Origin of the sequence: Microcoleus sp. Pol7_A1 (assembly GCF_036701085.1) — a bacterium.
Classification (GTDB): Bacteria; Cyanobacteriota; Cyanobacteriia; order Cyanobacteriales; family Microcoleaceae; genus Microcoleus; species Microcoleus asticus.
The window spans coordinates 16,979-43,126 of record NZ_JAUBQD010000005.1 but is presented as its reverse complement, the minus strand read 5'-3'; the positions used below and the strand labels follow the sequence as shown (position 1 = coordinate 43,126).

General features: G+C 46.7%; 27 protein-coding genes. 17 read left to right on the top strand and 10 right to left on the bottom strand.

What is annotated here, in order from left to right:
* Positions 1-327 precede the first annotated feature (327 nt).
* A complete protein-coding gene (locus QUA20_RS05230; RefSeq protein ID WP_333186073.1) occupies positions 328-1,005 on the bottom strand; it encodes a hypothetical protein in 678 nt (225 codons plus the stop codon).
* Positions 1,006-1,279: 274 nt separating this feature from the next.
* On the opposite strand from QUA20_RS05230, the gene QUA20_RS05225 reads away from it, so the two are divergent.
* The gene (locus QUA20_RS05225; RefSeq protein WP_172186419.1) at positions 1,280-1,759 is read left to right on the top strand and encodes a hypothetical protein; all 480 of its coding nucleotides are present in this window, start codon (positions 1,280-1,282) and stop codon (positions 1,757-1,759) included.
* A gap of 138 nt (positions 1,760-1,897) precedes the next feature.
* Here the strand turns inward: QUA20_RS05225 and QUA20_RS05220 are convergent, their stop codons facing one another.
* Entirely contained in the window at positions 1,898-2,401 is a 504-nt protein-coding gene (locus QUA20_RS05220) for a hypothetical protein (RefSeq protein ID WP_333186070.1), read from the bottom strand.
* Positions 2,402-2,954: 553 nt separating this feature from the next.
* On the opposite strand from QUA20_RS05220, the gene aroA reads away from it, so the two are divergent.
* Positions 2,955-4,310 (top strand): 3-phosphoshikimate 1-carboxyvinyltransferase, encoded by a 1,356-nt coding sequence (aroA, locus tag QUA20_RS05215; RefSeq protein ID WP_333186068.1) that lies wholly within the window; start codon positions 2,955-2,957, stop codon positions 4,308-4,310.
* Between the two features lie 126 nt (positions 4,311-4,436).
* Here the strand turns inward: aroA and QUA20_RS05210 are convergent, their stop codons facing one another.
* Both QUA20_RS05210 and QUA20_RS05205 read right to left on the bottom strand, forming a co-directional pair.
* On the bottom strand, positions 4,437-4,874 hold the full coding sequence (locus QUA20_RS05210; protein ID WP_333186064.1) for a CAAD domain-containing protein: 438 nt from the start codon (positions 4,872-4,874) through the stop codon (positions 4,437-4,439).
* A gap of 196 nt (positions 4,875-5,070) precedes the next feature.
* Positions 5,071-6,078 (bottom strand): 2-hydroxyacid dehydrogenase, encoded by a 1,008-nt coding sequence (locus QUA20_RS05205; RefSeq protein ID WP_333186062.1) that lies wholly within the window; start codon positions 6,076-6,078, stop codon positions 5,071-5,073.
* 247 nt (positions 6,079-6,325) lie between these two features.
* Between QUA20_RS05205 and QUA20_RS05200 the strand changes: the two genes are divergently transcribed.
* Positions 6,326-7,330, top strand: a complete 1,005-nt coding sequence (locus tag QUA20_RS05200; protein ID WP_333186059.1) for an ion transporter — start codon at positions 6,326-6,328, stop codon at positions 7,328-7,330.
* 407 nt (positions 7,331-7,737) lie between these two features.
* Here QUA20_RS05200 and QUA20_RS05195 read toward each other — a convergent pair whose 3' ends face one another.
* The 3 genes from QUA20_RS05195 to QUA20_RS05185 all read right to left on the bottom strand — a co-directional run bounded on the left by QUA20_RS05195 (position 7,738) and on the right by QUA20_RS05185 (position 10,236).
* Positions 7,738-8,472 (bottom strand): ABC transporter ATP-binding protein, encoded by a 735-nt coding sequence (locus tag QUA20_RS05195; RefSeq protein WP_333186056.1) that lies wholly within the window; start codon positions 8,470-8,472, stop codon positions 7,738-7,740.
* A 167-nt stretch (positions 8,473-8,639) separates the two neighbouring features.
* Positions 8,640-9,317, bottom strand: a complete 678-nt coding sequence (locus tag QUA20_RS05190) for an energy-coupling factor transporter transmembrane component T (RefSeq protein WP_333186053.1) — start codon at positions 9,315-9,317, stop codon at positions 8,640-8,642.
* A complete protein-coding gene (locus QUA20_RS05185) occupies positions 9,310-10,236 on the bottom strand; it encodes an energy-coupling factor ABC transporter permease (protein ID WP_172186427.1) in 927 nt (308 codons plus the stop codon). The genes QUA20_RS05190 and QUA20_RS05185 overlap by 8 nt, the downstream gene beginning before the upstream one ends.
* A gap of 2 nt (positions 10,237-10,238) precedes the next feature.
* Between QUA20_RS05185 and QUA20_RS05180 the strand changes: the two genes are divergently transcribed.
* From QUA20_RS05180 to QUA20_RS05140, 9 genes are all read left to right on the top strand, one after another.
* Positions 10,239-10,376: a hypothetical protein gene (locus tag QUA20_RS05180; RefSeq protein WP_333186050.1), complete on the top strand. Its 138-nt coding sequence runs from the start codon at positions 10,239-10,241 to the stop codon at positions 10,374-10,376.
* Between the two features lie 962 nt (positions 10,377-11,338).
* Positions 11,339-11,662: a hypothetical protein gene (locus QUA20_RS05175; RefSeq protein ID WP_333186047.1), complete on the top strand. Its 324-nt coding sequence runs from the start codon at positions 11,339-11,341 to the stop codon at positions 11,660-11,662.
* A 116-nt stretch (positions 11,663-11,778) separates the two neighbouring features.
* The gene (locus QUA20_RS05170; RefSeq protein ID WP_172186430.1) at positions 11,779-12,213 is read left to right on the top strand and encodes a ferritin-like domain-containing protein; all 435 of its coding nucleotides are present in this window, start codon (positions 11,779-11,781) and stop codon (positions 12,211-12,213) included.
* 206 nt (positions 12,214-12,419) lie between these two features.
* Entirely contained in the window at positions 12,420-13,379 is a 960-nt protein-coding gene (locus QUA20_RS05165; RefSeq protein WP_333186045.1) for an FTR1 family protein, read from the top strand.
* Positions 13,380-13,979: 600 nt separating this feature from the next.
* The gene (locus tag QUA20_RS05160; protein WP_172186445.1) at positions 13,980-14,717 is read left to right on the top strand and encodes a response regulator transcription factor; all 738 of its coding nucleotides are present in this window, start codon (positions 13,980-13,982) and stop codon (positions 14,715-14,717) included.
* A 387-nt stretch (positions 14,718-15,104) separates the two neighbouring features.
* Positions 15,105-16,175 carry a chlorophyll a/b binding light-harvesting protein gene (locus QUA20_RS05155; RefSeq protein ID WP_333186043.1) on the top strand — a complete coding sequence of 357 codons (1,071 nt, stop codon included), beginning with the start codon at positions 15,105-15,107 and terminating at the stop codon, positions 16,173-16,175.
* A 22-nt stretch (positions 16,176-16,197) separates the two neighbouring features.
* Entirely contained in the window at positions 16,198-17,688 is a 1,491-nt protein-coding gene (locus QUA20_RS05150) for a chlorophyll a/b binding light-harvesting protein (protein ID WP_333186042.1), read from the top strand.
* 106 nt (positions 17,689-17,794) lie between these two features.
* Complete coding sequence (locus QUA20_RS05145) at positions 17,795-18,133, top strand: hypothetical protein (RefSeq protein WP_333186040.1); 339 nt, start codon at positions 17,795-17,797, stop codon at positions 18,131-18,133.
* 57 nt (positions 18,134-18,190) lie between these two features.
* The gene (locus QUA20_RS05140) at positions 18,191-18,706 is read left to right on the top strand and encodes a transcriptional repressor (RefSeq protein ID WP_333186038.1); all 516 of its coding nucleotides are present in this window, start codon (positions 18,191-18,193) and stop codon (positions 18,704-18,706) included.
* Between the two features lie 365 nt (positions 18,707-19,071).
* Here the strand turns inward: QUA20_RS05140 and QUA20_RS05135 are convergent, their stop codons facing one another.
* Both QUA20_RS05135 and QUA20_RS05130 read right to left on the bottom strand, forming a co-directional pair.
* A complete protein-coding gene (locus QUA20_RS05135) occupies positions 19,072-19,923 on the bottom strand; it encodes an Npun_R2479 family HD domain-containing metalloprotein (protein ID WP_333186036.1) in 852 nt (283 codons plus the stop codon).
* A 188-nt stretch (positions 19,924-20,111) separates the two neighbouring features.
* The gene (locus tag QUA20_RS05130; RefSeq protein ID WP_333186033.1) at positions 20,112-20,333 is read right to left on the bottom strand and encodes a hypothetical protein; all 222 of its coding nucleotides are present in this window, start codon (positions 20,331-20,333) and stop codon (positions 20,112-20,114) included.
* Positions 20,334-20,800: 467 nt separating this feature from the next.
* Here QUA20_RS05130 and rpsL point away from each other — a divergent pair, with 467 nt between their 5' ends.
* A complete protein-coding gene (gene rpsL, locus QUA20_RS05125) occupies positions 20,801-21,181 on the top strand; it encodes a 30S ribosomal protein S12 (RefSeq protein WP_172186436.1) in 381 nt (126 codons plus the stop codon).
* A gap of 138 nt (positions 21,182-21,319) precedes the next feature.
* On the top strand, positions 21,320-21,790 hold the full coding sequence (gene rpsG, locus QUA20_RS05120) for a 30S ribosomal protein S7 (protein ID WP_006632196.1): 471 nt from the start codon (positions 21,320-21,322) through the stop codon (positions 21,788-21,790).
* On the opposite strand, the gene QUA20_RS05115 is transcribed toward rpsG, so the two are convergent.
* Positions 21,787-21,945, bottom strand: coding sequence for a hypothetical protein (locus QUA20_RS05115; RefSeq protein WP_333186030.1), 159 nt, complete (start codon positions 21,943-21,945; stop codon positions 21,787-21,789). The genes rpsG and QUA20_RS05115 overlap by 4 nt on opposite strands.
* Positions 21,946-22,136: 191 nt before the next feature.
* On the opposite strand from QUA20_RS05115, the gene fusA reads away from it, so the two are divergent.
* From fusA to rpsJ, 3 genes are all read left to right on the top strand, one after another.
* Entirely contained in the window at positions 22,137-24,209 is a 2,073-nt protein-coding gene (gene fusA / locus QUA20_RS05110; protein ID WP_172186438.1) for an elongation factor G, read from the top strand.
* Between the two features lie 102 nt (positions 24,210-24,311).
* Positions 24,312-25,541 (top strand): elongation factor Tu, encoded by a 1,230-nt coding sequence (gene tuf / locus QUA20_RS05105; protein ID WP_333186026.1) that lies wholly within the window; start codon positions 24,312-24,314, stop codon positions 25,539-25,541.
* A 175-nt stretch (positions 25,542-25,716) separates the two neighbouring features.
* A complete protein-coding gene (gene rpsJ / locus QUA20_RS05100) occupies positions 25,717-26,034 on the top strand; it encodes a 30S ribosomal protein S10 (RefSeq protein WP_006632193.1) in 318 nt (105 codons plus the stop codon).
* Positions 26,035-26,148 lie beyond the last annotated feature (114 nt).

The window sequence follows — 26,148 nt, the reverse complement described above, 5'->3', positions numbered from 1 at the left end:
ACAAAACACAATTTTACTTAAAATAACCTAAAGAGGTCGATCGGTCAATCGATTTGAGATTTGAGATTTGAGATTTTAGATTAAAGAATTGAAGCATTGACCCCACGGATAAATTCGGGGGTTGCTTTATCGGATACAGGCTTTTTATTTCTGGACGGATGAATCCGGGGGCTTGTATCCTGGATGCTTTCGGTCAACGGCACTAAAATCAGTCAAGCAGGCGCTCAAGTCTCAGAAACTCGGTTTCTTGCCAAATTCTTCGTTACTAACCGCAGAGCGTCGTATAAACCGGGTTTCTCGATCTATTTTGGCAAATACCGGAGGAACTCAATCTTTGGGATAAAATCGCTTCTTTTCTGTAGAATATTCCCAGGCGAGATCCTCCGGGTCTTTTTCGCGGCTCCACTGAGCAAACTCCGGCTTAACTTTCCACTTGCCGATCGTAGTTGCGTGAACTTTGAACCGGCGGGAGAGTTCCGTCTGAGTAAAAGAGATTTTGGGTTTTTCAGGAGTCTTGGTTTGAGCAATGGGGAATAAATTTGGTTTTTTCTCTTGTGCTTTTTCCCGATTTGTGGGAGGCTCTTGAACAGCTATTCCCGCATTAGCTGTTTCGCTTTGATTGACAGGTGGAGCTATTTGAAAATAATACAAAATTCCGCCTTGTTCCGTCACTTCAAACTCCGCTGCAAACTCAGAGGCCCGTTCGTCGAGATACTCTTGAACCTTTTCTCCGGGGAGTTTCGCATTCATCGCCAAATCCAAAGCCGTAACTCGCCCTTGATTTTCCTTGATCAACTTGTAGAAAACCGAGTCTAAATGAGCGAGTTTGTGTTTTTGCTGCTGCTGGTAGAGCTTGTAAGCCCAAGCAATGCCCGCTGTGGTGGCGATCGCCCAAAACATCCCTCCCGACTCGAAACTGGCAACCGCCGTCAAGGAAATAGGCAAAAGCAGGGTAAGATATCCCCAAATGCTGCCCTTCTTTAGGTTATTGCTGTTTTTGACCATAATTCCTAAACAGGTACGTAGTTTAGCTTAGTAGAGCGTGTCTGAATGCCGCGAAAGTTTTTCGACAGTCGATATATCGATCGGCCCGCTGACACACCCAAAAACGGATACTGTGCCGCGTACACTCGCCTTGTGGACAATCCCTAATTTTAGACCAAAGTTCCAGCTCCTTTGATTCAATGTCGCAAGTAAATCGAAAATCGAAAATCGAAAATCGAGTGACGCACTCTACGACAAAATCCCAGAATCTACTTTTTTTTGCAACCGAGGGTTCATGTACTTTTTTCGCAAACAGATTGCCATCCTGCTGATAGTTGTTGCTTGCTGTACGCTGACGATTAGTTGCAGCGATAGCCGAGCTGTCCAGTGTACTAAATTTACTGAAATTGTCAACAAAGGCAACGCTCTCATTGATGTTGATAAAGACAGCAACGATGCTGCAACGACCGACAATTTAGCTAAAAATTTGAACCTGATAGCGACTGAACTTGAAGATCTGCGAATAACAGATCCAACCCTCAAAGAAATTCAGGAGCCATCGGTTAAATCCTTCCAGGAAATTAGTCAAGCACTCGGCGACATCAGCAAAAGCCTTCAGGCTGGAAATCTCGCTTCTACAAGTATAGAAGGTCGAGAGCAAATCCAAACAGCTCAAGCAGATATTATTAGAGTCGGCCAACAGGCGAATCAAGCAGCCGCAAATCAAGACGCTTTGACTAGCAAACTGATTAATTATTGTAAGAGCAGTTCCTAACGATTAATAGTTTTGAGTTTTGAGATTGCCACGCGAGCCGCGAACAAGGCTGCGCCGTGCATGAGTTTTGGAAGGCGTCGCCTTCACCGGACATCTACTAATTCCCAATTACCCATCCCCAATTATCCATCCCCAATTTTAGTGATGAATTTCTAGATTCAAAATATAGCGACCGAGTTGCACTTTCTCCGACCACAACTCATATTCTAACCGCAGGTGTTCCGGTTCTGGCTTTCCTGTCAGCGTCAAGTTGCGAGTGAAGTTACGGAGTCGCAACTGTTCGGGAGTCGCCAGCGATTCGCCCTGAAGCCAATAACGGCTCAGCCCGTACATTTCTCGTTCCCAGCAATGGCGGTAACTATATTTGCCGTTTCCTTGCATGGTCATAATGACTCGATAGGGTGAAACTTCTAGCCAGAGCAACCGGGGTTTTGTAGTTGGGGGTAAGATTGTAACTTGCTCGCCAGATTCGTCGGAGTCGTCGGAAAATTGGCGATCGATTATTGCTGGTTCGTGCAACAACAAGTGAAAGCGATCCCGGTCTTTTTGATAAAGCGTACCAGCCGTTTCAACGACTGACCACAAAGGTAAATCTGTGGATACCAGCGATAAACTTACAGGCTTGCGGTGATGGGTCAGCATAAACAAAAGTGTAGGGGTTGTTGTGGATCGGGTAGTTTCAGATTTGAGACTTGAGATTTTAGATTTTAGATTGGCTGGCTTCCAAATTCCGGAGCTTTTGCTTAAAAAAATGAAAACTCTACAACTCGCAATCGAAAATCTAAAATTGTTCTGTCAAAATTCAATCATCTGGTCGATAACTGAGAGCAGAACATGAAATCTAGGCAGATAGACAGATAGTATTTGTCAGGACCCCCATAGAGGCTAGAAACCCGGTTTCTACGAAATTTGGCATTTAGTAATGATAAATATACGAAGAAACCGGGTTTGTGAGGTCGCAAGTGCGATCGCGAACTATTTGTGAAATTAAGGTGAAATTAAGGTAAAATCCGTGCAGTTGCGCCCGCTTTCTCTTGTCGCTGACAACTGACAGCGCACTGTCCCGGCGAGTTTAATCAGCCTTGGAGTTAACTGGACACATTGGGAAAAAACCCGCAGGCATTCCAGAAGACGACTGACTTAGGACTGGGAAAAAGGTAGGATAGCTAACGCCATCCCATCCTAGTTTATCTCAATGCAAGCTGACATTATAACTACTTCGCTTCTTGACAAAACTCAAACTTTAAGCATTCAAAAACCGGCCTCGGGCTTGTCGCTGGTCGGGAGGATTCGAGTTCCGGGCGATAAGTCGATTTCTCACCGAGCTTTGATGTTAGGTGCGATCGCCCGAGGTGAAACTACAATTGAAGGATTGCTGCTAGGAGAAGACCCCCGCAGCACTGCTAAATGTTTCTCGCTCTTGGGAGCCAAAGTTTCTGAACTCAACGCGGAACGGGTGACAGTCACGGGTGTCGGAATTGGCGAGTTAGAGGAGCCTGTGGAAGTCTTGGATGCGGGCAATTCCGGCACGACGATGCGGCTGATGTTAGGAATTTTAGCCTCTCATCCGGGGCGTTTTTATGCGGTAACGGGTGACAGTTCTTTGCGATCGCGCCCGATGTCGCGCGTCATTAAACCGCTGCAACAAATGGGAGCGCAAATTTGGGGTAGAAAGAGCAATTCTTTAGCTCCTTTAGGGATTCTCGGACAGCAGTTAAAAGCGATTCACTACCATTCTCCGATCGCCTCGGCTCAAGTTAAATCTTGCATTTTGCTGGCCGGTTTGATGGCAAGCGGAGAAACTACAGTCACAGAACCCGCTCTGTCGCGGGATCACAGCGAGCGGATGCTGCGGGCGTTTGGAGCCCGATTGAGCGTCGATCCAGAAACTTGTAGCGTGACAGTCACTGGGCCGACACAACTGCAAGGGCAGAATGTGATTGTACCGGGGGATATTAGTTCGGCGGCATTTTGGCTAGTTGCTGGGGCGATCGTCCCGGGTTCGGAACTCGTAGTCGAAAATGTCGGCGTCAACCCAACCCGTACAGGCATTTTGGAAGCTTTGGAGATGATGGGCGCCGATATTGAACTGCAAAATCAGCGAGAGGCAGCCGGAGAACCTGTAGCGGATATTTTGGTTCGCAGTTCCGGCCAATTGCGGGGATGCACCATTGCTGGCGACTTAATTCCCCGACTGATTGACGAAATCCCGATTTTGGCCGTAGCGGCGATCTTTGCGTCCGGTACTACAATAATTCGAGATGCGGCCGAGTTGCGGGTCAAAGAGAGCGATCGGCTGGCCGTGACTGCTGCTGAACTCAACCGCATGGGAGCCCAAATTTCCGAGTTACCCGACGGTTTAGAAATTACCGGGGGAACTCCTTTAACTGGCGCCGATGTTGACAGCTACACCGACCACAGAATAGCGATGAGTTTGGCGATCGCAGCCCTCAACGCCACAGGTATTACTAACATTCACCGGGCAGAAGCCGCTGCCATTTCCTACCCGGACTTTACCGCCACTTTGCAACAAGTTTGCCATCCAAATTGAGAGCGGGATAGTGGGAGAGCGGGAGAGGGAGGAGTCCGAGATTTGGACAGGGGAGAGCGGGAAAAATCATCTTTCTTCCTTCTTCCCTCTTCCTTCTTCCTTCTTCCTTCTTCCTTCTTCCTTCCCTTAAGAATCTTTACCTACAACTTGTTCTTTTAAAGAATCGATTTCCGTTAACAACTCTTGGCGATTAGAAGCTTTGAGCAGATAGCGGTAAACAAACCAGCCCGTATATCCCATACCAATCAACTCAAAAATTGGAGCTACCAAAGGGACATCATTAAGAGCATCTAAAACTCCCAGCATTACCTTAATGCTAATACCGCCTGCCAGGATTAAACCAACAGTTATGAGAGGCTTTTGGTAGTCAGCAAAAAAATTGGATAGATAGGCTGGAAGTTCCGACAAAATTGTAATAACTTGGTCTTTAATATCTTGGAGCTGGTTTGTCGGTGTTTCTGTGGTTGTCACTGTAGTCATGACCCCCGGTTTGTCCTCCACCAGGTCTACTGTGACGACTTCAGTGACTGTTTGTGTCTCGTCAGAAAAGTTAGCTTGTGTCATTTGATACTTTCTCCGGTGTCTAGTAAAATTGCAGGCTGTGAGTTGCTGGCAGTATAATTCTCAGGCAATTAGCACAGGACTCATGCAGCCGCGACTAATTGATGAGACTAAGGCAGAGCTTCCAAAATTGCAAGCAAAAATAAGGATATAACTTCATTTTAAACAATTCCCCTAGCTGGCAAATCGGTCTTTTGACTCATTTTTTCACTCGATCGAGGTCGATTTGATTCGCGCAAGGGCGTCCTTGTTCAAAGTCGGCGATATTGGCGATCGTGGTTTCGGCGATATTTGTCAAAGCTTCCTCGGTGAAAAAAGCTTGATGTCCGGTAATCAGGACGTTGGGGAAAGTCAGCAAGCGCTGAAATACGTCGTCTTGAATGACGTGATTTGACAAATCCTCAAAAAACAGATCCGTCTCTTGTTCGTACACATCTAAGCCGAGGTAGCCAATTTTACCAGACTTCAGTGCTTTGGTCACAGCTTTAGTGTCAATCAACTGACCGCGGCTGGTATTGATCAGCATCATCCCCGGTTTCATTTGCCCGATCGCCTCTGCACCGATCAAATGGTAAGTTTCCGGCATCAGCGGACAGTGAAGGCTGACAATATCAGAGGCTGCGAACAGTTCCGGGAGTGAGACGTATTCCATGCCTAGGGCAAGGCAATCTACGTTTTGGAAAAAATCGTATCCCAGCAGGCGACACCCGAATCCGTGCAGAATTTGGGCAGTAATTGCGCCAATTCTGCCAGTTCCCACGATTCCCACCGTTTTGCCGTGGAGGTCAAAACCCAACAGGCCGTCTAAGGCGAAATTGCCTTCGCGGACGCGGTTGTAAGCCCGGTGGATTTTGCGGTTGAGGGACAAAATCAGAGCGACTGCGTGTTCCGCGACGGCGTAGGGAGAATAAGCGGGAACTCGGAGGATAGTTAGGTCTAAATCCCTCGCTGCTGCTAAATCGACGTGGTTGAATCCAGCCGATCTCAAAACCAGTAAGCGGACGCCTTTTTCGGCGATCGCCCGCAGCGTTTTCGCGTCCAAGCAGTCGTTAACGAACGCGCAGACGGCCGGAAATCCAGCGGCCAAAACGCTGGTTTCTAGGGTCAGATGCGCTTCAAAAAAAACCAAGTCGTGTTGACCGCCGACATTGGCTGCTGTCAGAAAAGTGCGATCGTAGGATTTGGTATTAAATACGGCTACCTTCATGCTTTTTGCCTCCAAACCCAGTAATAGTTGGAAAATTTTTCCAGATTAACTCTAAATTTTACTAGAATGCCGTTGCCCCAAACAACCCAGTTTCCACCGCGTTCAATATAGAGTTTCGCAACGAGAGCATCTTTGAAGAAACCAGATTTTTAGCCGTAAGGCAAATCCTGCTTAATTTTTTGAATATAATTGCTTAGACTGTAGTAAAGCGCGATCGTTAATTGTCCATTTTTTAGGAGAAACTCAGATGCCCAAACAAATCAAAACTCAAATCTATGCAATTTTAGAAAAATCCGATATAGGCAATTTATACAGTTTAGCAGACGATATTGTTATCACTTTTTTAATTGTAATAAACGTCGCAGCTTTTATTGCTTCTACTTCACCCGCATTGTCGCAAGAACAAAAGTTCCTTTTAGAAATTATCGAAATTGTTTCATCCTTAGTATTTACAATAGAATATCTTTTGAGGGTGTGGGTGTGTACAGTCGATAGCAGATACAGCCACCCGCTTTGGGGAAGATTGAAATACGGTATTACACCGCTAAGTCTGATCGATTTAATTTCAATTATACCGTTTTACTCAGTGCTGTTATTTCCTAATTTAAGCTTCGTTAATTTAATTCGCCTGCTGCGCTTGTTGCGGTTGCTAAAAATGAGCCGTTATTCAGATTCGCTCAGAACTCTGGGAGCAGTATTGTACGCTAAAAAAGAGGAGTTAATTGCCACTGCCTTTGCAGTTTTTATTCTGTTAATATTTGCCTCTAGCGTCATGTATTTTGTTGAAAATGAGGCGCATCCAGAAACTTTTGCGAGCATCCTCGATGCAATGTGGTGGGGAGTTGTGACCTTAACTACTGTCGGTTACGGTGATATTTATCCAATCACTCCTTTAGGGAAATTTTTAGGAGCAATATTAGCATTTTTGGGAATCGGAATTTTTGCGTTACCTGCGGGGCTCATTGCTGCGGGTTTTTCCGAGGAAGTTCAAAGGAAAAAGCAGGAAAAAATGGCAGCAAATTTACAGCAATCTGCTAATTATCAATCGGTCAAAATGCTGGCGGAAATCGAGGCCGGGTTTCAACAAAACCAAAGTGCGATCGCGCTTCACATTGAAAGTTCATCCGAGTTGATGAAAATGTGTGTTTTAACGGCGAAAGAGAAGTTAGGAAATGATTTTCAAAATGAAGAAATTATTCGCGATTTAGCTATTCATTTTTATAATGAAGCAGTTCGCAAATTCGAGCTTTAATAAGAGATATATATTGCCTGTCATTGCGACCGAAGCGTTAGCAGATCAAGCCGAAGCAAAGCACTCACTTGCAGTTATGACCGAAAGCATCCAGGATACAAGCCCCCGGATTCATCCGTCCAGAAATAAAAAACTTGTATCCGATGAAACTTGCCCCCCAAATTTATCCGTGAGGTCAGTCGATTTTAGATTTTAGATTTTAGATTTTAGATTTTAGATTTACTCCACAGATAAATCTGGGAGCTTGAACTAGGGTCTAAAATTTTTATCTTTCCACGACTTAAGTACGTGGCCGCGTATCCGTTTTTGGGCTGGGTGAATGCTTCAATTCTTTAATCTAAAATCTAAAATCTAAAATCTAAAATCGATTGACCGTTTTATGTACAGCACTAATGACTAATGGCTAATTACCAGTCTGGCGGCAAATTGTAATATTCAAGAGTCGATCGATCTTTTAGCAATTCTTGCGTTTCTCGATCGACCTGAATCTGACCGTCAGCCAAAACTAACGCCCTTTGAGTCGTTTTCCCGATCCAATTCAAATTGTGGGACGCGATCAAAATTACCTCGATCGGCAATTGGGACAAAACCTTAGCCAAGTGACGCCGCCACGAGGGGTCGAGTCCGTTGGTCGGCTCATCTAAAATCAAAATTGCCGGCTCTAATGCTAAAATTGCTGCTAATGCTGCCAACCTTCTTTGACCACCCGAAAGTTCGTGGGCCGAACGGTTGGCAAATTCTACTAAACCGAATTCGTCTAATAGAGCTAAAGCTCGATCGCGCGCAACTCCTGGGGGCACTCCGTAATTGCGCGGCCCGAACATTACATCCTCCAAAATAGTGGGCATAAATAGCTGGTCGTTAGCGTCTTGAAAGCAAAATCCAATCTGCCTGCGCGCCTGCGATAAAGTCGCCTCTTCCAGCTTTTTTCCCTGCACTCTAATCTCGCCCGATTGAGGCATTTTTAATCCGATCAAGTTTTCGAGCAAAGTGCTTTTTCCAGCGCCAGTTAAACCTAGTAGAGCAACTCTTTCTCCGGGTTGTAAGGTGAAGGAAATTCCTTGCAACACAGGTTTTTGCTGCGGATATCCGAATACTAAGTCTTGTACTTCAATTGTTGGCATCACTTTGAGATTAGTCATCCGATTTTAGATTTTAGATTTTAGATTTTAGATTGAATAATTACTACTCGTTCCCAGGCTCTGCCTGGGAACGCAGATCGGGAGGCTCTGCCTCCAATTTTGCTCCGCAAGAAGCGAGGCAGAGCCTCTGGACATCGGTTCCCAGGCTCTTCATGGGAACCAGTTAATTACCCATTCCCGATTACCCATTCCCAATTACCGTAAGAAGCTGTTGTTAATGCGGCTGCGGTTAAAATTGTGAATGTCAGCCAGAGTCGCTCTTTTGGTGTCGATTTTGAGTCGGCGGGCAAACTTCCTTGATAGCCGCGAATTAACATGGCTGCATGAACTCTTTCCGCCCGATCGAGACTTCGCAAATAAAGCGCTCCGATCATGGAAGCACTGGCGTAGCGCAGCCATCCTCCCGTACCCGATAAGCCTCGTAGTTGAGCCGATCTTTTCATCCGGCTGACTTCGGCTAGCAAGATTTCTAAATATTGTCCCGCTAAAAGTACAATCTCTTGCAAGCCTGCTGGTAGGGGTAATCCTTTGAGGGCGATTCCGAAACTGTGGGGCGGCAAAGTTAGCAGAAAACTGTTCATGATCAGCAGGCAAATTAGGGAACGCAGCAACAGAAAACTGGCGCGTTCCCAACCTTGGGGCAGCACTAATAAGGAGAGAAAAAGCAATTCTGCTCCCAACAGTTGCGCTAGGGTTCGCACCGGAGCCTTGAGCCAAAACGACCAAAAAAGTGCGATCGTCCCATAAATCCACAGCCACAGCCAAGCGCCTGTCTTCATAAAACCAATACCGATGACAATTATGAGAGACAGACGCAATCGGAAAGGTATGGAGAGCTTAAGCATTTTTAGGTTTAACCAACTGAGCAATCCCAAAAGCCGCGCCGAAACAGACAGCAGAGCCTAAAACTCCAGCAATGCTAGTACCTATAGGCTGTTCTTCTAATCCTTTAACTGTGTAATCTGCTAAAGGAGTAGGATTTTCGATCGCCACAGCTTCTTTATCTTTAAAGCCGTATTTTTCGGCTACCGCTTCTAACCCGTCAGGCCAACTTGAAGCAAACAGCGAAAGCACCCCCGAAATTAATAAAACTCCGATTATCGGCACTACCCATTTCTGCAATTGTGGCTGTTCTCCCGGCAGTAAATCCGGCCGCACTTTGACGAGATAAGTTAAAACGCCGCCTGTAATTATCCCTTCGCCAATCCCAATTAAAATATGTACGCCTACCATTGCTGGCAGTGCGATATTGAGCCCTACTGTTCCAGAAATTGCCAATTGGATCGCCACACAAATCGAAGCAGCCACGACGCTGAGGGCGGCGGCGATACCCGCGGCTAGGGGCAAACGATTTCGCGAACCTCCCAAGAGTTGCTGTAGCGGCTGCAACAGCCACCAACCCACCCAAATGCCAACTAGCCCCATGTTAAAAATATTGGCTCCCAGGGCGGTGATGCCCCCGTCGGCAAACAAGACGCTCTGAATTATAAAAACTGTGCTCATTGCCAAAGTGGCTGCCCAAGGACTCCCCAAAACTACAGATGCCAGCGCTCCTCCCAACAAGTGTCCGCTGGTGCCGCCGGCTACGGGAAAGTTGATCATCTGGGCAGCAAATACGAAAGCTGTGGTTAAGCCCATGATTGGGGCTTGCCGCAGTCCAAGACTGGCGCGGGTTCGATTTAGGGCAACTGCAATTGCTGCTACACTTGCTATGCCGGTGGCAATGGCTACTGGCGGTGAAAGAAAACCATCAGGTATGTGCATTGATGTATCCCAAACAAGAGAACTTCCAGCCTTTTAGTCAACTATTTTTTACAAAAATTTACTATCCCCTGTGGGGGTATTTCTGCGATCGGGCGATCGGGGGACTTGTGGCGGGCGATCGCTTATTCGATATAGATTAGCGCCTCAGGGCCAGAGTTTTGAGGAGCAGAAATTTTACATTAAATCATCCTGAAGAATTATTTGGATATTTTACAGACAGCCTGCACATTGAAGCTTTTTCATAAGAATTATCAATATTTATTTACAGATTCACAAGCAAAATGTATTCACCGTCAAGCTCAAACAAGAATATTAAAAAAATATAAAGAATTAACTGAACATCCCTAATGGGTTTTATTGTCATTTATTGAGAAAAAATTGCATTAAGTTTGTGACGACAGCAGCAGTGAAATTGCCCGATCGCTAATCAAAGCCAAAGTATTGCGTGTTTTTGAAACTAAAAAGTCCGAATTATGGCTAGTTAATATAGTTATTGGTTTCCGTCACAGCTATGTACTGGCATCCTCTCTTTCCCTATTTACCGTAAAATTAGGTAATGTGAGGTTTGATAATAAAGACAAAAAATAAACCACTCCCAGCCAGGGAGATGCACAAAATAGTTTGGGTTAGCATCGGAGTTTTGATTCTTTTCTTTGTGACCAAGAATTTCTTGATGGTACCCGCCACGTGATTTATCCGTGGAATCAATCCAAAATCTAAAATCCTCAAGCCCCCGAATTTATCCGTGGGGTCAATCCAAAATCCAAAATCTAAAATCGAATGACTTATCCCATCGCAATGTGGCGTTAGCCAAAAAGAAAAGTTTCGCGGTTTTCACGTCAAGTCTTTGACAATTGAGGGTCAAAATCCCGGTAAGGTAGCAGATGCTAATCCTGTTCCTAATAAATCGGCCCCATCAGCTATTGCGAGTAGCAGTGCGCTTCCGGCTATGGTTACTGACAGTCAAAAAAAGCTGCCTGAAAAGTCTCCTGATGTTGCACCTTTTACGAATAAGTCTTCTGAAACAGCTATTGCGAGTAGCCCTAAAGATCGGACTGTCTAAGCTGCACCTGTATCAGCAGGTAAGCAGGAAGTTCAGGCGGTGGATGGAACAAATCAGACAGCAGAAATTACCGATCGCGCTAAACTAGATGAGTTAGCTCTGAAAGTCTACGATCGCATAAATCAGACTTGGCAAAGTAGCCCTACTTTCACTCAAAATCTAGTCTATAGGGTCAGTGCAAGTCAAGATGGGGCGATCGGCAATTTCGAGCCCCTGAATCAACCAGCCAAGGATTACACCCAACAAACTCCTTTGCCAAATCTGCTCAAATTTGCCGAGACTAGCAACAGCAGCAGTGCGCCACCAGTCGCTAAGTTTACTGTAGTATTTGCTCCTACTGGAACCTTAGAAGTTAACCCGTAACTCACATACAACACCTATCCGGTAATGTGCAAACTGTGCGCCTTAATTTTACTTTTTAACTTAAATGTGATATTATAAGCAACGCCCTGTAGGGTATTCTACATCTAAAACAACAAATGAAAGAACTTGACGAGAAAAAAACCCAAGAACTGCTATGCACCATCATGGAATGGGAACTAGCAGGAGTCGTGCGCTACACCCACTATGCACTCATGGTGACAGGGCCAAACCGGATTCCCATCGTACAGTTTTTTAAAGCACAAGCAACCGAATCCCTACTCCACGCCCAACAAGCCGGAGAAATTTTAACAGGTTTAGAAGGGCATCCCACCCAAAAAATTGCTACGATCGAAGAAACCTACAAACACTCGGTAAAAGACCTTTTGGAAGAAAGTCTAAATCACGAAAAAAAAGCGCTCAAAAAGTATAAATCTTTACTTGAAGTAGTGACAAACTCCAGCGTTTATCTGGAAGAATATGCCCGCAGTCTGATTGGACAAGAAGAATTGCACCAAGTAGAACTAAAAAAAATGCTGCGGGATTTTAGTTAAGGAAAATAAGAGTCGGCAGTCCTTATTTATTAGTCCTTAGTTACTCGCGAACCGCCTTAAGAATACCTGCTGCTTCTCTTCTTTCTATTCCTTCGTGACAAGAGCGCTAACGCGCCTTCGCGGTTCAATCATTTGATCTTCTGCTAGCGCTAAAACAAAAGTTGCTAAGGACTAAGGACTAACTACAAATTAGCAGTTATCAAAAAATGAATTTTACTGAAGCCATCCCAACTTTTGTAATTACCCTCCGCGAAGGCGTTGAAGCCGCTTTAGTCGTGGGAATTGTGCTAGCTTGCTTAAAAAAATCCGAGCAAAGTCACCTCAATTCTTGGGTTTATACAGGTATCGCAGCCGGCATTGCTGCTAGCGCTTGTGTAGGTGCATTATTCAATCTGTTGCTCCACGCGCTCTCAACATCAAATCAGCCTTACGCACCAGTAATTAAGCAACTGCTCGAAGGTTCTCTTGGAATTGTTGCCATAGTAATGCTAAGCTGGATGCTAATTTGGATGACTCAGCAAGCGCGCTTTCTCAAAGCTGAAGTAGAAGGGGCAGTTTCAGCAGCTTTGAAAGAAAATACTAATGCTGGCTGGGGCGTATTCGGCTTAATTTTTATCGCTGTACTTCGCGAAGGTTTTGAAACAGTTATATTTGTCAGCGCCCAATTTCAACAAGGTTTAACTCCGGCTTTAGGTGCTTTGGGCGGTTTGCTTGGGGCGGCAATCATTGGCACGCTAATATTCAAGTGGGGCGTCAAAATTGATATCCGCCTCTTTTTCAAGTTTATGGGGATTTTGTTGCTGCTAATTGTAGCGGGTTTAGCAGTATCTGCACTCAAACATTTTGACCAAGCGGCTGGGATTTTGTCGCAGATGAATAGCAAGTATGCAGCGATTTGTTTTTATTACGATCGCCTCGCACCACTCCACTCTTGTATTTTAGGTCCCCTCGTGTGGAATGCAGCGGAAATTTTGCCCGATCGGGAATTTCCGGGAGTGGTTCTAAAAGCACTGTTTGGATACAGAGATCGACTTTATCTCGTCCAAGCGGCGGCTTACACAATATTCTTAGCCACCATCGGCGGTCTTTATTTCCAAAAATTAGGCTTTAAGGCGACTGTTGCCAGCAAAAATACTCAGCCAGCTCAATCGCAAACTCGCCCTTAGTAGGTATGTATGCAAGCGGTTTTTATAGGTTGTTTCGCTGATTTCAGGGCGATCGGAAAATCAGCCCCACTTGCAAAAAAATAGGCTTGAAATTTTCAGGTGGCGGGATTGATTATTTGACTTTTATCCGATACTATTAAACGATATTAATATATTTTTTTTTTATAAATACTTATATTGATATTATTTAAATCTCCCGTCAACAGCCCAAAAAAGTAAGCACTACCCCTCAACAAACACATTTTTGTTTAATAAAAATTAACAACTTCAAATAATTAACAGTTAAGGGTTAACAGGGTTCTGCAAGACGCGGGCTGCCGTTAGGGGGATTCTGTGAAGTCGCAGGCGCACCCTCCAAAAGTTCAAGCTGTTCTTGGTCGAAAAAAATCGGCCCCCAGCAAGATTCTTGGCGAACAGTTTTCTGATATGCGCTCCTAGGGCTTATAATTAGTACAAGAATATTTACAGAGCCCGGAAAGTTCTTAATGAACCTTATCATCCTTAATGAAGCTTAAAATTAAAAAATTGTTCGTTAAAGTTACCTGGAATCCCCAGAAGGCTGTAGGCTCTGCCATTCGGTTAGCGGTGAGATAAATAATGATGCCCCGGATACTTGTTATTGATGATGACGCGGCGATCGCCGAACTCGTAGCCGTCAACCTAGAAATGGCTGGCTACGAAGTCACCCAGGCAGAAGACGGCATCAAAGGTCAGGCACTAGCCATACAACTGCTTCCCGACCTGATCATGCTAGATCTGATGCTGCCTAGAGTAGACGGATTCACAGTGTGTCAGCGGTTGCGGCGCGACGAGCGCACAGCCGACATTCCCGTCTTGATGTTGACCGCCTTAAGTCAAACTCAAGACAAAGTAGAAGGCTTCAACTCCGGCGCCGACGATTATCTGACCAAACCCTTTGAACTAGAAGAGATGCTGGCACGAGTGCGAGCCTTGCTGAGGCGCACAGACCGCATCCCCCAAGCTGCCAAACACTCCGAAATCTTGAATTACGGCCCGCTGACCCTTGTCCCCGAAAGGTTTGAAGCTGTTTGGTACGCTAAGACCGTCAAACTGACTCACCTAGAGTTCGAGTTGCTGCACTGCTTGCTCCAACGCCACGGTCAGACAGTCTCTCCCAGCGAAATTCTCAAAGAAGTGTGGGGTTACGACCCCGACGACGACATCGAAACTATTCGCGTACATATCAGACACCTGAGAACCAAGATGGAACCCGATCCCCGCCATCCTCGGTACATCAAAACCGTATACGGGGCGGGTTATTGCCTGGAGTTGCCTAACAACGAGCAAGTAGCCGAAGAAACCAAATCCTCTGCTTGAGCGATCGCGCCCGATGCAACAAGCAATTACAAATCTAGCTAAAAAAGCCTGGGAACACTTGCTCTCAGGCTTTTGATTTGAAATGTCCAGGCCACTCAATGGCTGCACCTTAATAAAATATTTTATCAATAAATCTATAAATATTTACTGACTGTCAACCTAGAGCAGTAATGAAGCTTGTGCGAGCCGATCGCTCAAACCACCCTAAAAAATTAGCTTTAAGCTCTTTTGGGCGAGTGGTTTACATATCTTAACTAAAAAAAGTGAAAAAAATTATCAAAAAGACTTGACTAAACTTTCAAAATTGTTGATTATCTATATCAATAAGCCGCACAAGCTTAAGACTCAATTGACATCTTTCTCAAGAGGTAACTCGCCGTGACAAGCATGGCAAAAAAATCCTTCCCAGCCGAAGGAGAAACCTTTCCCTGGTGGGCCGGGAACGCCCGCTTAATTAACCTTTCCGGTCGTTTGCTGGGTGCTCACGTCGCCCACTCCGGCCTCATCGTCCTCTGGGCGGGAGCCTATACCCTGTTTGAGCTTTCCCGCTTCAACCCAGAATTGCCCATGTACGAACAAGGCTTAATTCTGCTGCCCAACCTAGCCAGACTCGGCTTGGGCGTCGGTGCCGGAGGCAAAATTGTCGATACCTATCCGTACTTCGCCGTTGGCGCGATTCACTTAATCAGCTCAGCCTTTCTCGGCTTCGGCGGCATCTTTCACTCCCTCAAAGGGCCAGAAACCCTCGAAGAAAGAACTCCTTTCTTCGGCTACAGATGGGAAGACAAAGACAAAATGACCACCATCTTGGGCATCCACCTAGTTTTGTTAGGTATCGGTGCCTTCTTGTTGGTGGCCAAAGCAATGTATTTCGGTGGTTTATATGATACCACAGTCGGGCAAGTGCGGGTAATTTCGGAACCCACACTCAACCCCGCTGTCATTTTCGGCTACCTGTTCGGTGCAGGTGGCAAACACTGGCTCGCCGCGGTTGACAACCTCGAAGATGTTGTCGGCGGCCATATCTGGGTAGGAATCCTCTGCATAGTCGGCGGCCTGTGGCACATTCGCACCCAGCCTTTTGCTTGGACGGAGCGCCTCTTCATCTGGTCAGGAGAAGCTTACCTCTCCTACAGTCTCGGCGCCCTAGCCTTAATGGGCTTCATCGCCACCTACTTTGTGTCGGTCAACACCCTAGTCTACCCAGAGGAATTCTACGGGCCGGCCCTAAAAATCGGCTTCGAGCAATTTCCTTACTTCCACAGCCAAGGAATGCTGACCTCCCGCGTCTGGTTGGCTAACACCCACTTCTGGCTCGCCTTCTTCGTCCTGCAAGGACATTTATGGCACGCCCTGCGAGCAGCAGGATTTGACTTCCGCAAAGGCAAAGTCGTGCAGCCAATGCGCGAAGACATCCAGCCAAGGGGCGGCCCAATTGCAGCCAGTCCAGCCAGTTAACCGCATCAGGAGGAAAGCAAAAATGCAAGGAATAGCAGATCCGAATTTAATTCCAGAACCGGACAACCCACAAAGCGAGTACGGCTGGTGGGCCGGCAACGCCCGCTTCATTGACCTTTCAGGGCGAATTTTGGGAGCTCACGTAGCTCACGCAGGTTTAATCGTACTCTGGGCCGGGGCAATGACCCTGTTTGAACTCTCGAATTTCAACCCAGAGTTGCCGATGTACGACCAAGGTTTAATCCTGCTGCCGCACTTGGCAAGTTTGGGTTTTGGAGTAGGAAAAGCAGGTCAAATTATTGATACCTATCCCTACTACGTCATCGGAGTTTTGCACCTAATTAGCTCTACCGTTCTCGGTGCAGGCGGGCTTTACCATTCCTTGCTCGGCCCGAAAGTATTGCCGCAAAACAAAACTTTCTTTGGTTCTTTCGGCTACGACTGGGAAGACAAAGACAAGATGACAACCATCATCGGCATTCACCTATTGCTGTTAGGTGCTGGTGCTTGGTTGTTGGTGGCAAAAGCCTTATTTTGGGGCGGTCTTTACGATCCCCACGTTGCTGACGTGCGGATAATTAGCGAACCGACGTTCAATCCCGCCCGCATTTTTAGCTATCTCTTGCCCGTACACGGCCCGGAAGGAATGGCAGCAGTTGACAACTTAGAAGATGTTGTCGGCGGTCACATTTATGTTGGCTTGCTCTGCATTCTTGGCGGTTTCTGGCATATCTTTACCAAGCCTTTTGTTTGGGCCCAGCGAGTGCTGTTTTGGTCTGGGGAAGCTTACCTTTCTTACAGTTTGGGCGCTCTGGCTTACATGGGCTTTTTGGCAGCCTACTTCGTGACTGTAAATGATACGGTTTATCCAGAGGTTTTCTACGGCCCTGTGGGTTTGACAGGTCCAGATGCAGCGGTTGTTTCTTCGCGGACTTGGCTGGCAACAACTCACTTTGTCTTGGCGATTTTGGCGCTTTCCGGTCACATCTGGCACGCGCTGCGCGTTCGGACAAAAGCAGCAGGGTTTGATTTTCGATCGGGCGAATTTGTAACGGCAACTGCCAGGAATGTTGAAAAGTCCGATCGGGTTCAAGCTCAACCCGCAGCAGCAGTAAGTTTTTCCGATGTGACTGTAACTTTTTTACGGAATTTGCCGATTTACCGCAAAGGATTGTCTCCCATAGTCAGGGGATTAGAAGTTAGTTTGGCTCACGGCTATTTCCTGGTAGGAGCTTTTGCAGTATTGCTGCCTTTACAAGAAAAAAGTTTAGCACCTCTAGCAGCATTGCTGGCAACTCTGGCATTAGTCTTGATTTTGGCAATGGGCCTCTCCATTTACGAAAATCGGAACATCGAAGCCGATAAAGTTCTTTACTGGCACAAAACGCCGGAAGATTGGAGTTTATTCCGGGGCGGTTTGGTGATGGGCGGTACCAGTGGAGCCTTCCTTGCCTATTTGCTGCTAGACAATTTTGCTGGCATTGATGCAATTTTCCGAGGTGTTGTGAACTGAGGTTAAAATAGCATCTGAATCAAATTTAAGCAAGAAACAAAGTTCAACTTTCTTGCTTAAATTGGCTCAGTTCGGAATTTGTATGTACTGTTGAGAAAATCTCCCTATGACTGTTTTTATTTGCTGTTTCTGTATCGTGACTGTCATGGTTCTGTTTTCGTGGAGTGTTGCAGTAGCGCTGCGAGAAGGAGTCCATCAAATTCGGCGACTGCATCAAATTCCGTGTTCGGATTGCGAGTTTTTTACTAATGACTACCGCCTCAAGTGTACTGTGCGGCCGTGCGTTGCTTGTACTGAGGAGGCGATCGGCTGTACTGACTTTGAACCGAAAACTTGTTTAGCCAATTCTTGTCAGCAACATTGCTCAAAGCTTCACAAAGCTTACAGAGAAATACCGACAACTAATCCTCCAGTTACACCTTTACCAACAGGGATAAGTAGCTAGAGGCATTAATGATGAATCACGAAATCTTTCTTACTTCTTTTTTATTTCTTCACGAATATGAATTTATACAGCGCTAACTCACTCAAACTCGAACTAAATCAGAGAGGCTGCCGCCTGACTCCCCAGCGAGAAACTATTTTGAGCGTTTTTCAAAGTCTGCGGCAAGGAAATCATTTGAGTGCGGAAGAATTATACCAGACTTTGCAGAATCAAGGAGAAAGAATTGGTTTGTCAACTGTCTACCGCACCCTGCATTTATTAGCAAGGATTGGGATTCTGCGTGAACTAGAATTAGCAGAAGGACACAAACATTACGAACTGAATTTGCAGGAATTGCACCACCACCACCATCTGGTTTGCATTCAGTGTCACAAAACCTTTGAATTTAGCGATGAATCGATTTCAAAAATTGGCAAAAAGCAAGTTGAAAAAGCTGGTGTAGAGCTGCTTGACTGTCAATTAACTGTGCGTGCTGTTTGTTTGGAAGCGCTGCGGGAGGGATGGCCTTCTTTGCTGCCGAGCAATTGGTCGTGTCCGAGATATCATTCCGAAATTGAGGAGGAAATTAGTTGAGTTGGATGAAACTCATATTTTGCACCATTCTTGCTTAAAACGCCCGACGACCTGTTCCACAAAGAGTGAGTTTTCTGGTGGGCCGTTGCTCTTCTAGCCCGCTCCTAAAAAACCTATTGAAAATGGTGCAATATCTTAGATGGAATACACTTCGGTAATAGGGAATTTGTAACTCTTTAACTCAGGTACGGCAATAGCGTTGCAAGGAATGTTAGCGAAGAGATTCTTCAGAAAGCAATCTTACGCATTCACAACTTGGCGTCTTTCCCTTCCCCTTAATAGCGTAGCAAGGAATGTTAGCGAAGCAATTCTTAGGAAAGCAATCTCACGCATTCACAACTTGCCACCTTCCCCTTCCCCTTCGGTCAAGCAACCTCAGAATCGCTACGTTGGTGTTCCATCCGAAATATGTTAGCGTACAAACTAGCAACAATCTGTTTGCCTTCCTGCGTCAACTGCAAGTAACCGAGAGATTCACTGATGTGCGGATAAATGCCGCTCCAGTAAAACTTAGAGTAGCTTTGCAGCAAGTCGCCCGGATGTCGGTATCCCAAAAGTTTAGTAGCACCGCTTTCTTCCAACTCGTAAAATAGCGCGCCTATTTTCTGCAAATATTGCGGGTTGCTGAGCTGACCTATCAAGTCAGCACCGCGAACTAAACTAGAGTAATTAACTGCATCCTCGTCAGTGTAGCCATCAAGCACCGAGAAACGAGTTTGTTCTATGTTCTGCTTAATTATCTCAGCATTAATTAGCTTGTGGTTGCCGAAGCGCTCGTCAATGAACAATTTAGCTCTATCAACTCGGTAAGGAGCTAAGCTAGCCGCTGTTGCACCGGGAGCAAGTGCAATTCTCATGCCATCTTTTCCCGTAGCATACAATCCTTCGGCTTCTTGGTCTTGTCGGCAAACTCCTTTGACATATCCGATATCTTGGCACAGCAAAGAAATGATGAAGTGCAGCCAATCTTCGCAGGAAACTCCCCCCTTGCGAATGTGTTTTCCCCGCAAGATTTCTTGACCGACTAAGGTAATGCAAATGGCGTGTTCTATATTGTGATAAAGAGCGTCGCTGTTGGCGATGTTTTCTAACGCCATTGCCCCCACCCAGGCAATAATATCAGCATAGTCTGATTTGTACCCTCCGTAAGTGCGGCTGTACCCGTCCTGAAGTTGTTCGATGAAAGCTTCTATCAGCAGTTCTGTATAATTAAACATACCCTGTCCTTTTACTTTAATATTGCCTTTCAAGAGCGGTGAATCTATTTGGGAAACCTCTAATTTTATGGATGAGATTTTAACTCACAACTCATGCACCCCGTGGTTGTTCGCGGCTAGCGCGACAATCTCAAAACTCATTGAAGCCGCTACGCCCGGGAAGTCATGAAGCAATCTCGCGCCCGCACTCAAAACTCCCAAGCAACTGAGTCTATCACTGACACCCATCCCCGCCGTACTGCATAGAGTAGCCTGCTGATAATTTTTCGATCGTCTGAACTTCTTAAAGTGTGAGAATTAATTGGGTATTGAATTTGCTGCAACTGAGTCCGATCAATTTTACCGAATTTCCCAATGTTCAAGTAAAGTTCGGAAATTTCATATTCAGGAATATAAGCTTTGACTGTCATCTGCGGTCAACTTAATGTATATTTCTTATTGTCCAGCAATTTTAGATAACTTTATGTGATGTCGATCGACCCCTGAGTGTGATGCTGAGACTGTGATGCGACTGTGATGCGATCGCAGGCTAGAGTTGATGGGCGTTTCCGACAAATGGTGATGCGATCGAAATATCGATCGTCATAAATTTTGCTGACGGCTGTGATTAGCCTGACGGTTGCGTTTAGATCGTAATTATGTCACATATCATTCGCCCGTTGAGATCGCAAGTCGAAACTGGCACCAAGGAAAGAAGTTCGACAGCCTTGCCAAATTCCTTGCCAAAGAAAGTCGAGTCGTGTACTATATAGAGTCTGGTATCCTCACTTACCCATAATTATTTTCATTCATCCCGTCCCCCTAGAGGGGAAGGGACTTTCAGTGCGGATGCCCCTAAATCACTATACTCAGCAAAAAGCTAGAAATGCCGTAACTCATGCCCACTATTCAGCAACTCATCCGTTCAGCACGGGAACAAACGCAGAAAAAAACCAAATCGCCAGCTCTCAAGAGTTGCCCGCAGCGCCGCGGAGTTTGCACCAGAGTGTACACGACCACCCCGAAAAAACCCAACTCGGCGCTGCGGAAGGTGGCTCGGGTACGGCTGACCTCTGGTTTTGAAGTGACAGCCTACATCCCAGGGATCGGTCACAACTTGCAAGAACACTCGGTAGTAATGATCCGGGGCGGTCGGGTAAAAGATTTGCCCGGAGTTAGATACCACATCATTCGCGGTACATTAGACACCGCTGGGGTCAAAGACCGCAAACAGGCTCGTTCCAAATACGGGGCCAAGCGTCCTAAAGAGAAAAAATAACCAGGATCTCGCCCGATCGGGGTTGGGAAGCAACAATAAATCCGATCGCGCCGATCGCACGCTCGATCATCATAGATCGAGATATGACTCCAAAACCCCAAACTCAATCATTCAAAATCAAAAATCCCCAATAGAACTATGTCTCGCCGCACAGTTATTCAAAAACGTCCTGTTCCGCCAGATCCAACCTACAACAGCCGGTTGGTAAGCATGATGGTGAGACGGATCATGCAGCACGGCAAAAAATCCGTTGCCTCCAGCATCGTCTACGACGCCCTCAAAACCATCCAAGAACGCACAGGGGCTGAACCGTTAGACTTGTTTGAAAAAGCAGTCAAAAACGCTACACCCCTGGTCGAAGTCAAAGCCCGCCGGGTAGGTGGCGCCACCTACCAAGTGCCGATGGAAGTGCGTTCCGATCGCGGTACGACCCTCGCCCTCCGCTGGCTGATCAGATTTGCCCGCGCCCGCACCGGCCGCTCGATGGCAGCCAAGCTAGCCAACGAACTGATGGATGCAGCTAACGAAACAGGCAGTGCCATTCGCAAGCGCGAAGAAACACACCGCATGGCCGAAGCTAACAAGGCTTTTGCTCACTACCGGTACTAACTGCTAAATCGGGCATGGAGAAGAGCGCGATCGTGCGGTATAAAAGCACCGGGCGAGAAATTGGCAAGTGCAAGTTTTGATTGTTGAGATTGCTTCCCTTGGCGCAGTTGCCCGATCGCGCAAGCAAACTCAAAACTCCCAAAATCAAAATTCACGCACTAAAAATTCACGCACTCTCTGAATCCTCCATGTCGCATCCTTAATATTTTTGTAAACAAATCTTGCAAAAAATATTAAAATGTAACAAGAAGCTCCAGGCACTGTTGTAATTTGCTGGGAGTGCAAAATAGGGTTTCTGTGTAGTATAATAGTATTATAACAGCAACACAAGATTAAGGAGGTAGCTGTGGCACGTACCGTCCCGCTAGAAAAAACTCGCAACATCGGCATCGCAGCCCACATCGACGCGGGCAAAACAACAACAACTGAAAGAATTCTGTTCTATTCAGGCATGGTTCACAAAATGGGTGAAGTGCACGAGGGAACAGCAGTCACTGACTGGATGGAGCAAGAGCGGGAGCGGGGAATTACAATTACTGCCGCTGCTATCACCACCAGTTGGAAAGATTACAAAATCAACATCATCGACACTCCCGGACACGTAGACTTCACGATCGAAGTCGAACGCTCGATGCGAGTGCTCGACGGAGTGATCGCAGTGTTCTGCTCGGTAGGGGGAGTGCAGCCCCAATCGGAAACAGTTTGGCGACAAGCAGATCGGTACAAAGTACCGCGGATCGTGTTCGTCAACAAAATGGATCGGATGGGCGCAAACTTCTACAAAGTCTACGGCCAAATTCGCGATCGAATGAGAGCGAACGCCGTACCCATCCAAATCCCGATCGGCAGCGAAGAAAACTTCCGGGGAATTGTAGACTTAGTGCAAATGAAAGCCTATATCTACAACAACGACACGGGAACCGACATCGAGGAAGTAGAAATTCCCGATGAAGTAAAAGAGCTAGCGGCAGAATACCGCACCAAGCTGATCGAGTCCGTAGCAGAAACCAACGACGCCCTCACCGAGAAATACCTCGAAGGCGAAGAGTTAACAGAAGCAGAAATTCGTGCAGCTTTGCGCGCTGGCACGATCTCTGGCACGATCGTCCCCATGCTTTGCGGTTCGGCGTTCAAAAACAAAGGCGTTCAGTTGTTGTTGGATTCAGTGATCGACTACCTGCCGTCGCCCTTGGAAGTTCCCCCAATTCAAGGACTCCTGCCCAACGGCGACACAGCAGAACGATTTGCCGACGACAATGCGCCCCTGTCAGCCCTGGCATTCAAAATCATGGCTGACCCCTACGGCCGCCTGACCTTCGTTCGCGTCTACTCGGGTATCCTCAAAAAAGGCACCTACGTCCTCAACTCCACCAAAGACAAAAAAGAGCGGGTGTCTCGCTTAATTGTCCTCAAAGCCGACGATCGGATAGAAGTTGAGGAACTGCGGGCAGGAGACTTGGGAGCAGCCTTGGGTTTGAAAGACACCTTCACCGGCGACACCCTCAGCGAAGAAGGATCGCCAGTGATTCTGGAATCTCTGTTTATTCCAGAGCCAGTCATCTCGGTGGCTGTCGAACCCAAAACCAAACAAGACATGGAGAAGCTCTCCAAAGCCCTCCAGTCGCTCTCGGAAGAAGACCCCACCTTCCGAGTTAACGTGGACCCCGAAACCAACCAGACAGTCATCGCCGGCATGGGCGAACTGCACCTGGAAATCCTGGTAGACAGGATGCTGCGGGAATTCAAAGTAGAAGCCAACGTGGGTCAGCCCCAAGTAGCCTACCGCGAAACCATTCGCAAATCCGTCCGCGCCGAAGGTAAATTTATCCGCCAAAGCGGCGGTAAAGGTCAGTACGGTCACGTCGTGATCGAACTAGAACCCACCGAAGTCGGAAGCGGCTTTGAATTTGTCTCCAAAATTGTCGGCGGCACTGTACCCAAAGAGTACATCGGCCCGGCAGAACAAGGGATGAAAGAAGCCTGCGAATCAGGTATTGTAGCAGGATATCCCGTGATTGACCTCAAAGCTACTATGGTAGACGGGTCTTTCCACGACGTAGACTCCTCAGAAATGGCATTTAAGATCGCCGGTTCAATGGCAATCAAAGAAGCCGTGATGAAGGCGTCGCCCGTGCTGCTAGAGCCTATGATGAAAGTAGAGGTTGAAGTTCCCGAAGATTACATCGGGAACGTCATCGGCGACCTCAACTCGCGTCGGGGTCAGATTGAGGGCCAAGAGACGGATCAGGGAATTGCCAAAGTTTCTGTAAAAGTTCCACTAGCAGAAATGTTTGGCTACGCTACTGACATCCGCTCGAAAACCCAAGGTCGAGGCATCTTCACAATGGAATTCAGCCATTACGAAGAAGTGCCGCGAAATGTGGCTGAAGCCATCATCGCTAAGAACAAAGGTAACTAACGATTTTGAATTTTAGATTTTGGATTTTGGATGAAATCCAAAGTCTAAAATCTAAAATGTTAAAATCTAAAATCGCTAAAAAAAACAAGGAACAAATCGAGAATGGCACGCGCAAAATTTGAACGGACTAAACCCCACGTAAACATCGGTACGATCGGTCACGTTGACCACGGCAAAACAACTTTGACCGCCGCGATTACGATGACTCTCTCTGCACTAGGTCAAGCAAAGGCTAAGAACTACGCCGACATCGACGCCGCGCCTGAAGAAAAAGCACGGGGTATTACGATTAATACTGCTCACGTCGAGTACGAAACCACAGATAGGCACTATGCCCACGTTGATTGCCCCGGACACGCTGACTATGTGAAAAACATGATCACCGGTGCGGCTCAAATGGACGGCGGTATCCTAGTAGTGTCAGCAGCAGACGGCCCCATGCCTCAAACTCGCGAACACATCCTGCTGGCTAAGCAAGTTGGCGTTCCCAGCTTGGTTGTTTTCTTGAACAAGGAAGACATGGTAGATGACGCAGAACTACTGGAACTCGTCGAACTCGAAGTTCGCGAACTCCTGAGCTCTTACGATTTTCCGGGTGATGACATCCCTATCGTGACTGGTTCGGGATTGCAAGCTCTCGAAGCGATGATTGCTAACCCCAAGACCAAAAAGGGCGAGAATCCTTGGGTGGACAAGATTTACAAGCTGATGGAAGAAGTAGATTCTTACATCCCCACCCCAGAACGCGAAGTTGACAAGCCTTTCTTGATGGCAGTTGAAGACGTATTCTCGATTACTGGTCGGGGTACTGTTGCCACTGGTCGGATTGAGCGCGGCACAATCAAAGTCGGCGAAACAGTAGAAGTGATTGGCCTTAAGGACACTCGCAACACTACGGTGACTGGTGTGGAAATGTTCCAGAAGTCGTTGGAACAAGGCATAGCCGGCGACAACGTGGGTCTACTGCTGCGGGGGATTTTAAAGGAGGATATTGAAAGAGGCATGGTAATTGCCAAGCCCAAATCCATCAGTCCTCACACTCAGTTTGAATCTGAAGTTTATATCCTCAAAAAGGAAGAAGGCGGCCGTCACACGCCCTTTTTCTCTGGCTATCGCCCTCAATTCTACGTCCGTACCACTGACGTAACGGGTACGATCGCACAGTTCACCGCTGATGACGGTACTGAAGCAGAAATGGTGATGCCCGGTGACCGGATCAAAATGACTGTTGAACTGATCCACCCGATCGCGATCGAACAAGGAATGCGCTTCGCTATCCGCGAAGGCGGCCGCACCGTCGGCGCCGGCGTTGTTTCCAAAATCCTCAAGTAGGACTCCGATAACAGCTTAAATAGCAGAAAAGCCGCCAAATTAAATTAGGCTTTTCTGCTATTTAGTGATTAGTTATTAGTGATGAGTCCGCAGTTAGCAGTTAGCCCAAAAACAACTGCAAACAGGCAACAGACAACAAACAACAAACTGAACCTAGAAAATTCAAGAAACAAAAATGGCAACAATTCAACAGCAAAAAATTCGCATTCGCCTCAAAGCTTTCGATCGCCGAATTCTAGACGCATCCTGCGAAAAGATTGTAGATACAGCAAATCGGACAGCAGCCACAGCGATCGGCCCGATTCCCCTACCGACAAAACGGCGGATTTACTGCTTGCTGCGATCGCCCCACGTAGACAAAGATTCTCGCGAACACTTTGAAACCCGCACGCACCGCCGCATCATCGACATTCACCAGCCATCGGCCAAAACAATTGACGCTTTGATGAAACTGGATTTGCCAGCCGGCGTAGATATCGAAGTCAAGCTGTAGATTGACTCATCGAAAACTCGAAAAGAAGGAACAAAAATTAAACAAATAGTTCCTTCTTTTTGTTTAATTTTCCCTACTCATTATACCAATTTCCTAAAATAGTGCTACAGTTAG

What these genes read in the sequence shown, in the direction of transcription:
- QUA20_RS05205 (WP_333186062.1), bottom strand. Translation starts at nt 6,078, where the DNA reads ATGAAGGTAGCCGTATTTAATACCAAATCCTACGATCGCACTTTTCTG.
- QUA20_RS05165 (WP_333186045.1), top strand. Translation starts at nt 12,420, where the DNA reads ATGAATTTTACTGAAGCCATCCCAACTTTTGTAATTACCCTCCGCGAA.
- QUA20_RS05140 (WP_333186038.1), top strand. Translation starts at nt 18,191, where the DNA reads ATGAATTTATACAGCGCTAACTCACTCAAACTCGAACTAAATCAGAGA.
- QUA20_RS05220 (WP_333186070.1), bottom strand. Translation starts at nt 2,401, where the DNA reads ATGCTGACCCATCACCGCAAGCCTGTAAGTTTATCGCTGGTATCCACA.
- QUA20_RS05150 (WP_333186042.1), top strand. Translation starts at nt 16,198, where the DNA reads ATGCAAGGAATAGCAGATCCGAATTTAATTCCAGAACCGGACAACCCA.
- QUA20_RS05130 (WP_333186033.1), bottom strand. Translation starts at nt 20,333, where the DNA reads ATGACAGTCAAAGCTTATATTCCTGAATATGAAATTTCCGAACTTTAC.
- QUA20_RS05155 (WP_333186043.1), top strand. Translation starts at nt 15,105, where the DNA reads ATGGCAAAAAAATCCTTCCCAGCCGAAGGAGAAACCTTTCCCTGGTGG.
- rpsG (WP_006632196.1), top strand. Translation starts at nt 21,320, where the DNA reads ATGTCTCGCCGCACAGTTATTCAAAAACGTCCTGTTCCGCCAGATCCA.
- QUA20_RS05200 (WP_333186059.1), top strand. Translation starts at nt 6,326, where the DNA reads ATGCCCAAACAAATCAAAACTCAAATCTATGCAATTTTAGAAAAATCC.
- QUA20_RS05160 (WP_172186445.1), top strand. Translation starts at nt 13,980, where the DNA reads ATGCCCCGGATACTTGTTATTGATGATGACGCGGCGATCGCCGAACTC.
- QUA20_RS05190 (WP_333186053.1), bottom strand. Translation starts at nt 9,317, where the DNA reads ATGCTTAAGCTCTCCATACCTTTCCGATTGCGTCTGTCTCTCATAATT.
- QUA20_RS05185 (WP_172186427.1), bottom strand. Translation starts at nt 10,236, where the DNA reads ATGCACATACCTGATGGTTTTCTTTCACCGCCAGTAGCCATTGCCACC.
- QUA20_RS05135 (WP_333186036.1), bottom strand. Translation starts at nt 19,923, where the DNA reads ATGTTTAATTATACAGAACTGCTGATAGAAGCTTTCATCGAACAACTT.
- rpsL (WP_172186436.1), top strand. Translation starts at nt 20,801, where the DNA reads ATGCCCACTATTCAGCAACTCATCCGTTCAGCACGGGAACAAACGCAG.
- QUA20_RS05230 (WP_333186073.1), bottom strand. Translation starts at nt 1,005, where the DNA reads ATGGTCAAAAACAGCAATAACCTAAAGAAGGGCAGCATTTGGGGATAT.
- rpsJ (WP_006632193.1), top strand. Translation starts at nt 25,717, where the DNA reads ATGGCAACAATTCAACAGCAAAAAATTCGCATTCGCCTCAAAGCTTTC.
- tuf (WP_333186026.1), top strand. Translation starts at nt 24,312, where the DNA reads ATGGCACGCGCAAAATTTGAACGGACTAAACCCCACGTAAACATCGGT.
- aroA (WP_333186068.1), top strand. Translation starts at nt 2,955, where the DNA reads ATGCAAGCTGACATTATAACTACTTCGCTTCTTGACAAAACTCAAACT.
- QUA20_RS05210 (WP_333186064.1), bottom strand. Translation starts at nt 4,874, where the DNA reads ATGACACAAGCTAACTTTTCTGACGAGACACAAACAGTCACTGAAGTC.
- QUA20_RS05195 (WP_333186056.1), bottom strand. Translation starts at nt 8,472, where the DNA reads ATGACTAATCTCAAAGTGATGCCAACAATTGAAGTACAAGACTTAGTA.
- QUA20_RS05145 (WP_333186040.1), top strand. Translation starts at nt 17,795, where the DNA reads ATGACTGTTTTTATTTGCTGTTTCTGTATCGTGACTGTCATGGTTCTG.
- QUA20_RS05170 (WP_172186430.1), top strand. Translation starts at nt 11,779, where the DNA reads ATGAAAGAACTTGACGAGAAAAAAACCCAAGAACTGCTATGCACCATC.
- QUA20_RS05180 (WP_333186050.1), top strand. Translation starts at nt 10,239, where the DNA reads ATGTATCCCAAACAAGAGAACTTCCAGCCTTTTAGTCAACTATTTTTT.
- QUA20_RS05225 (WP_172186419.1), top strand. Translation starts at nt 1,280, where the DNA reads ATGTACTTTTTTCGCAAACAGATTGCCATCCTGCTGATAGTTGTTGCT.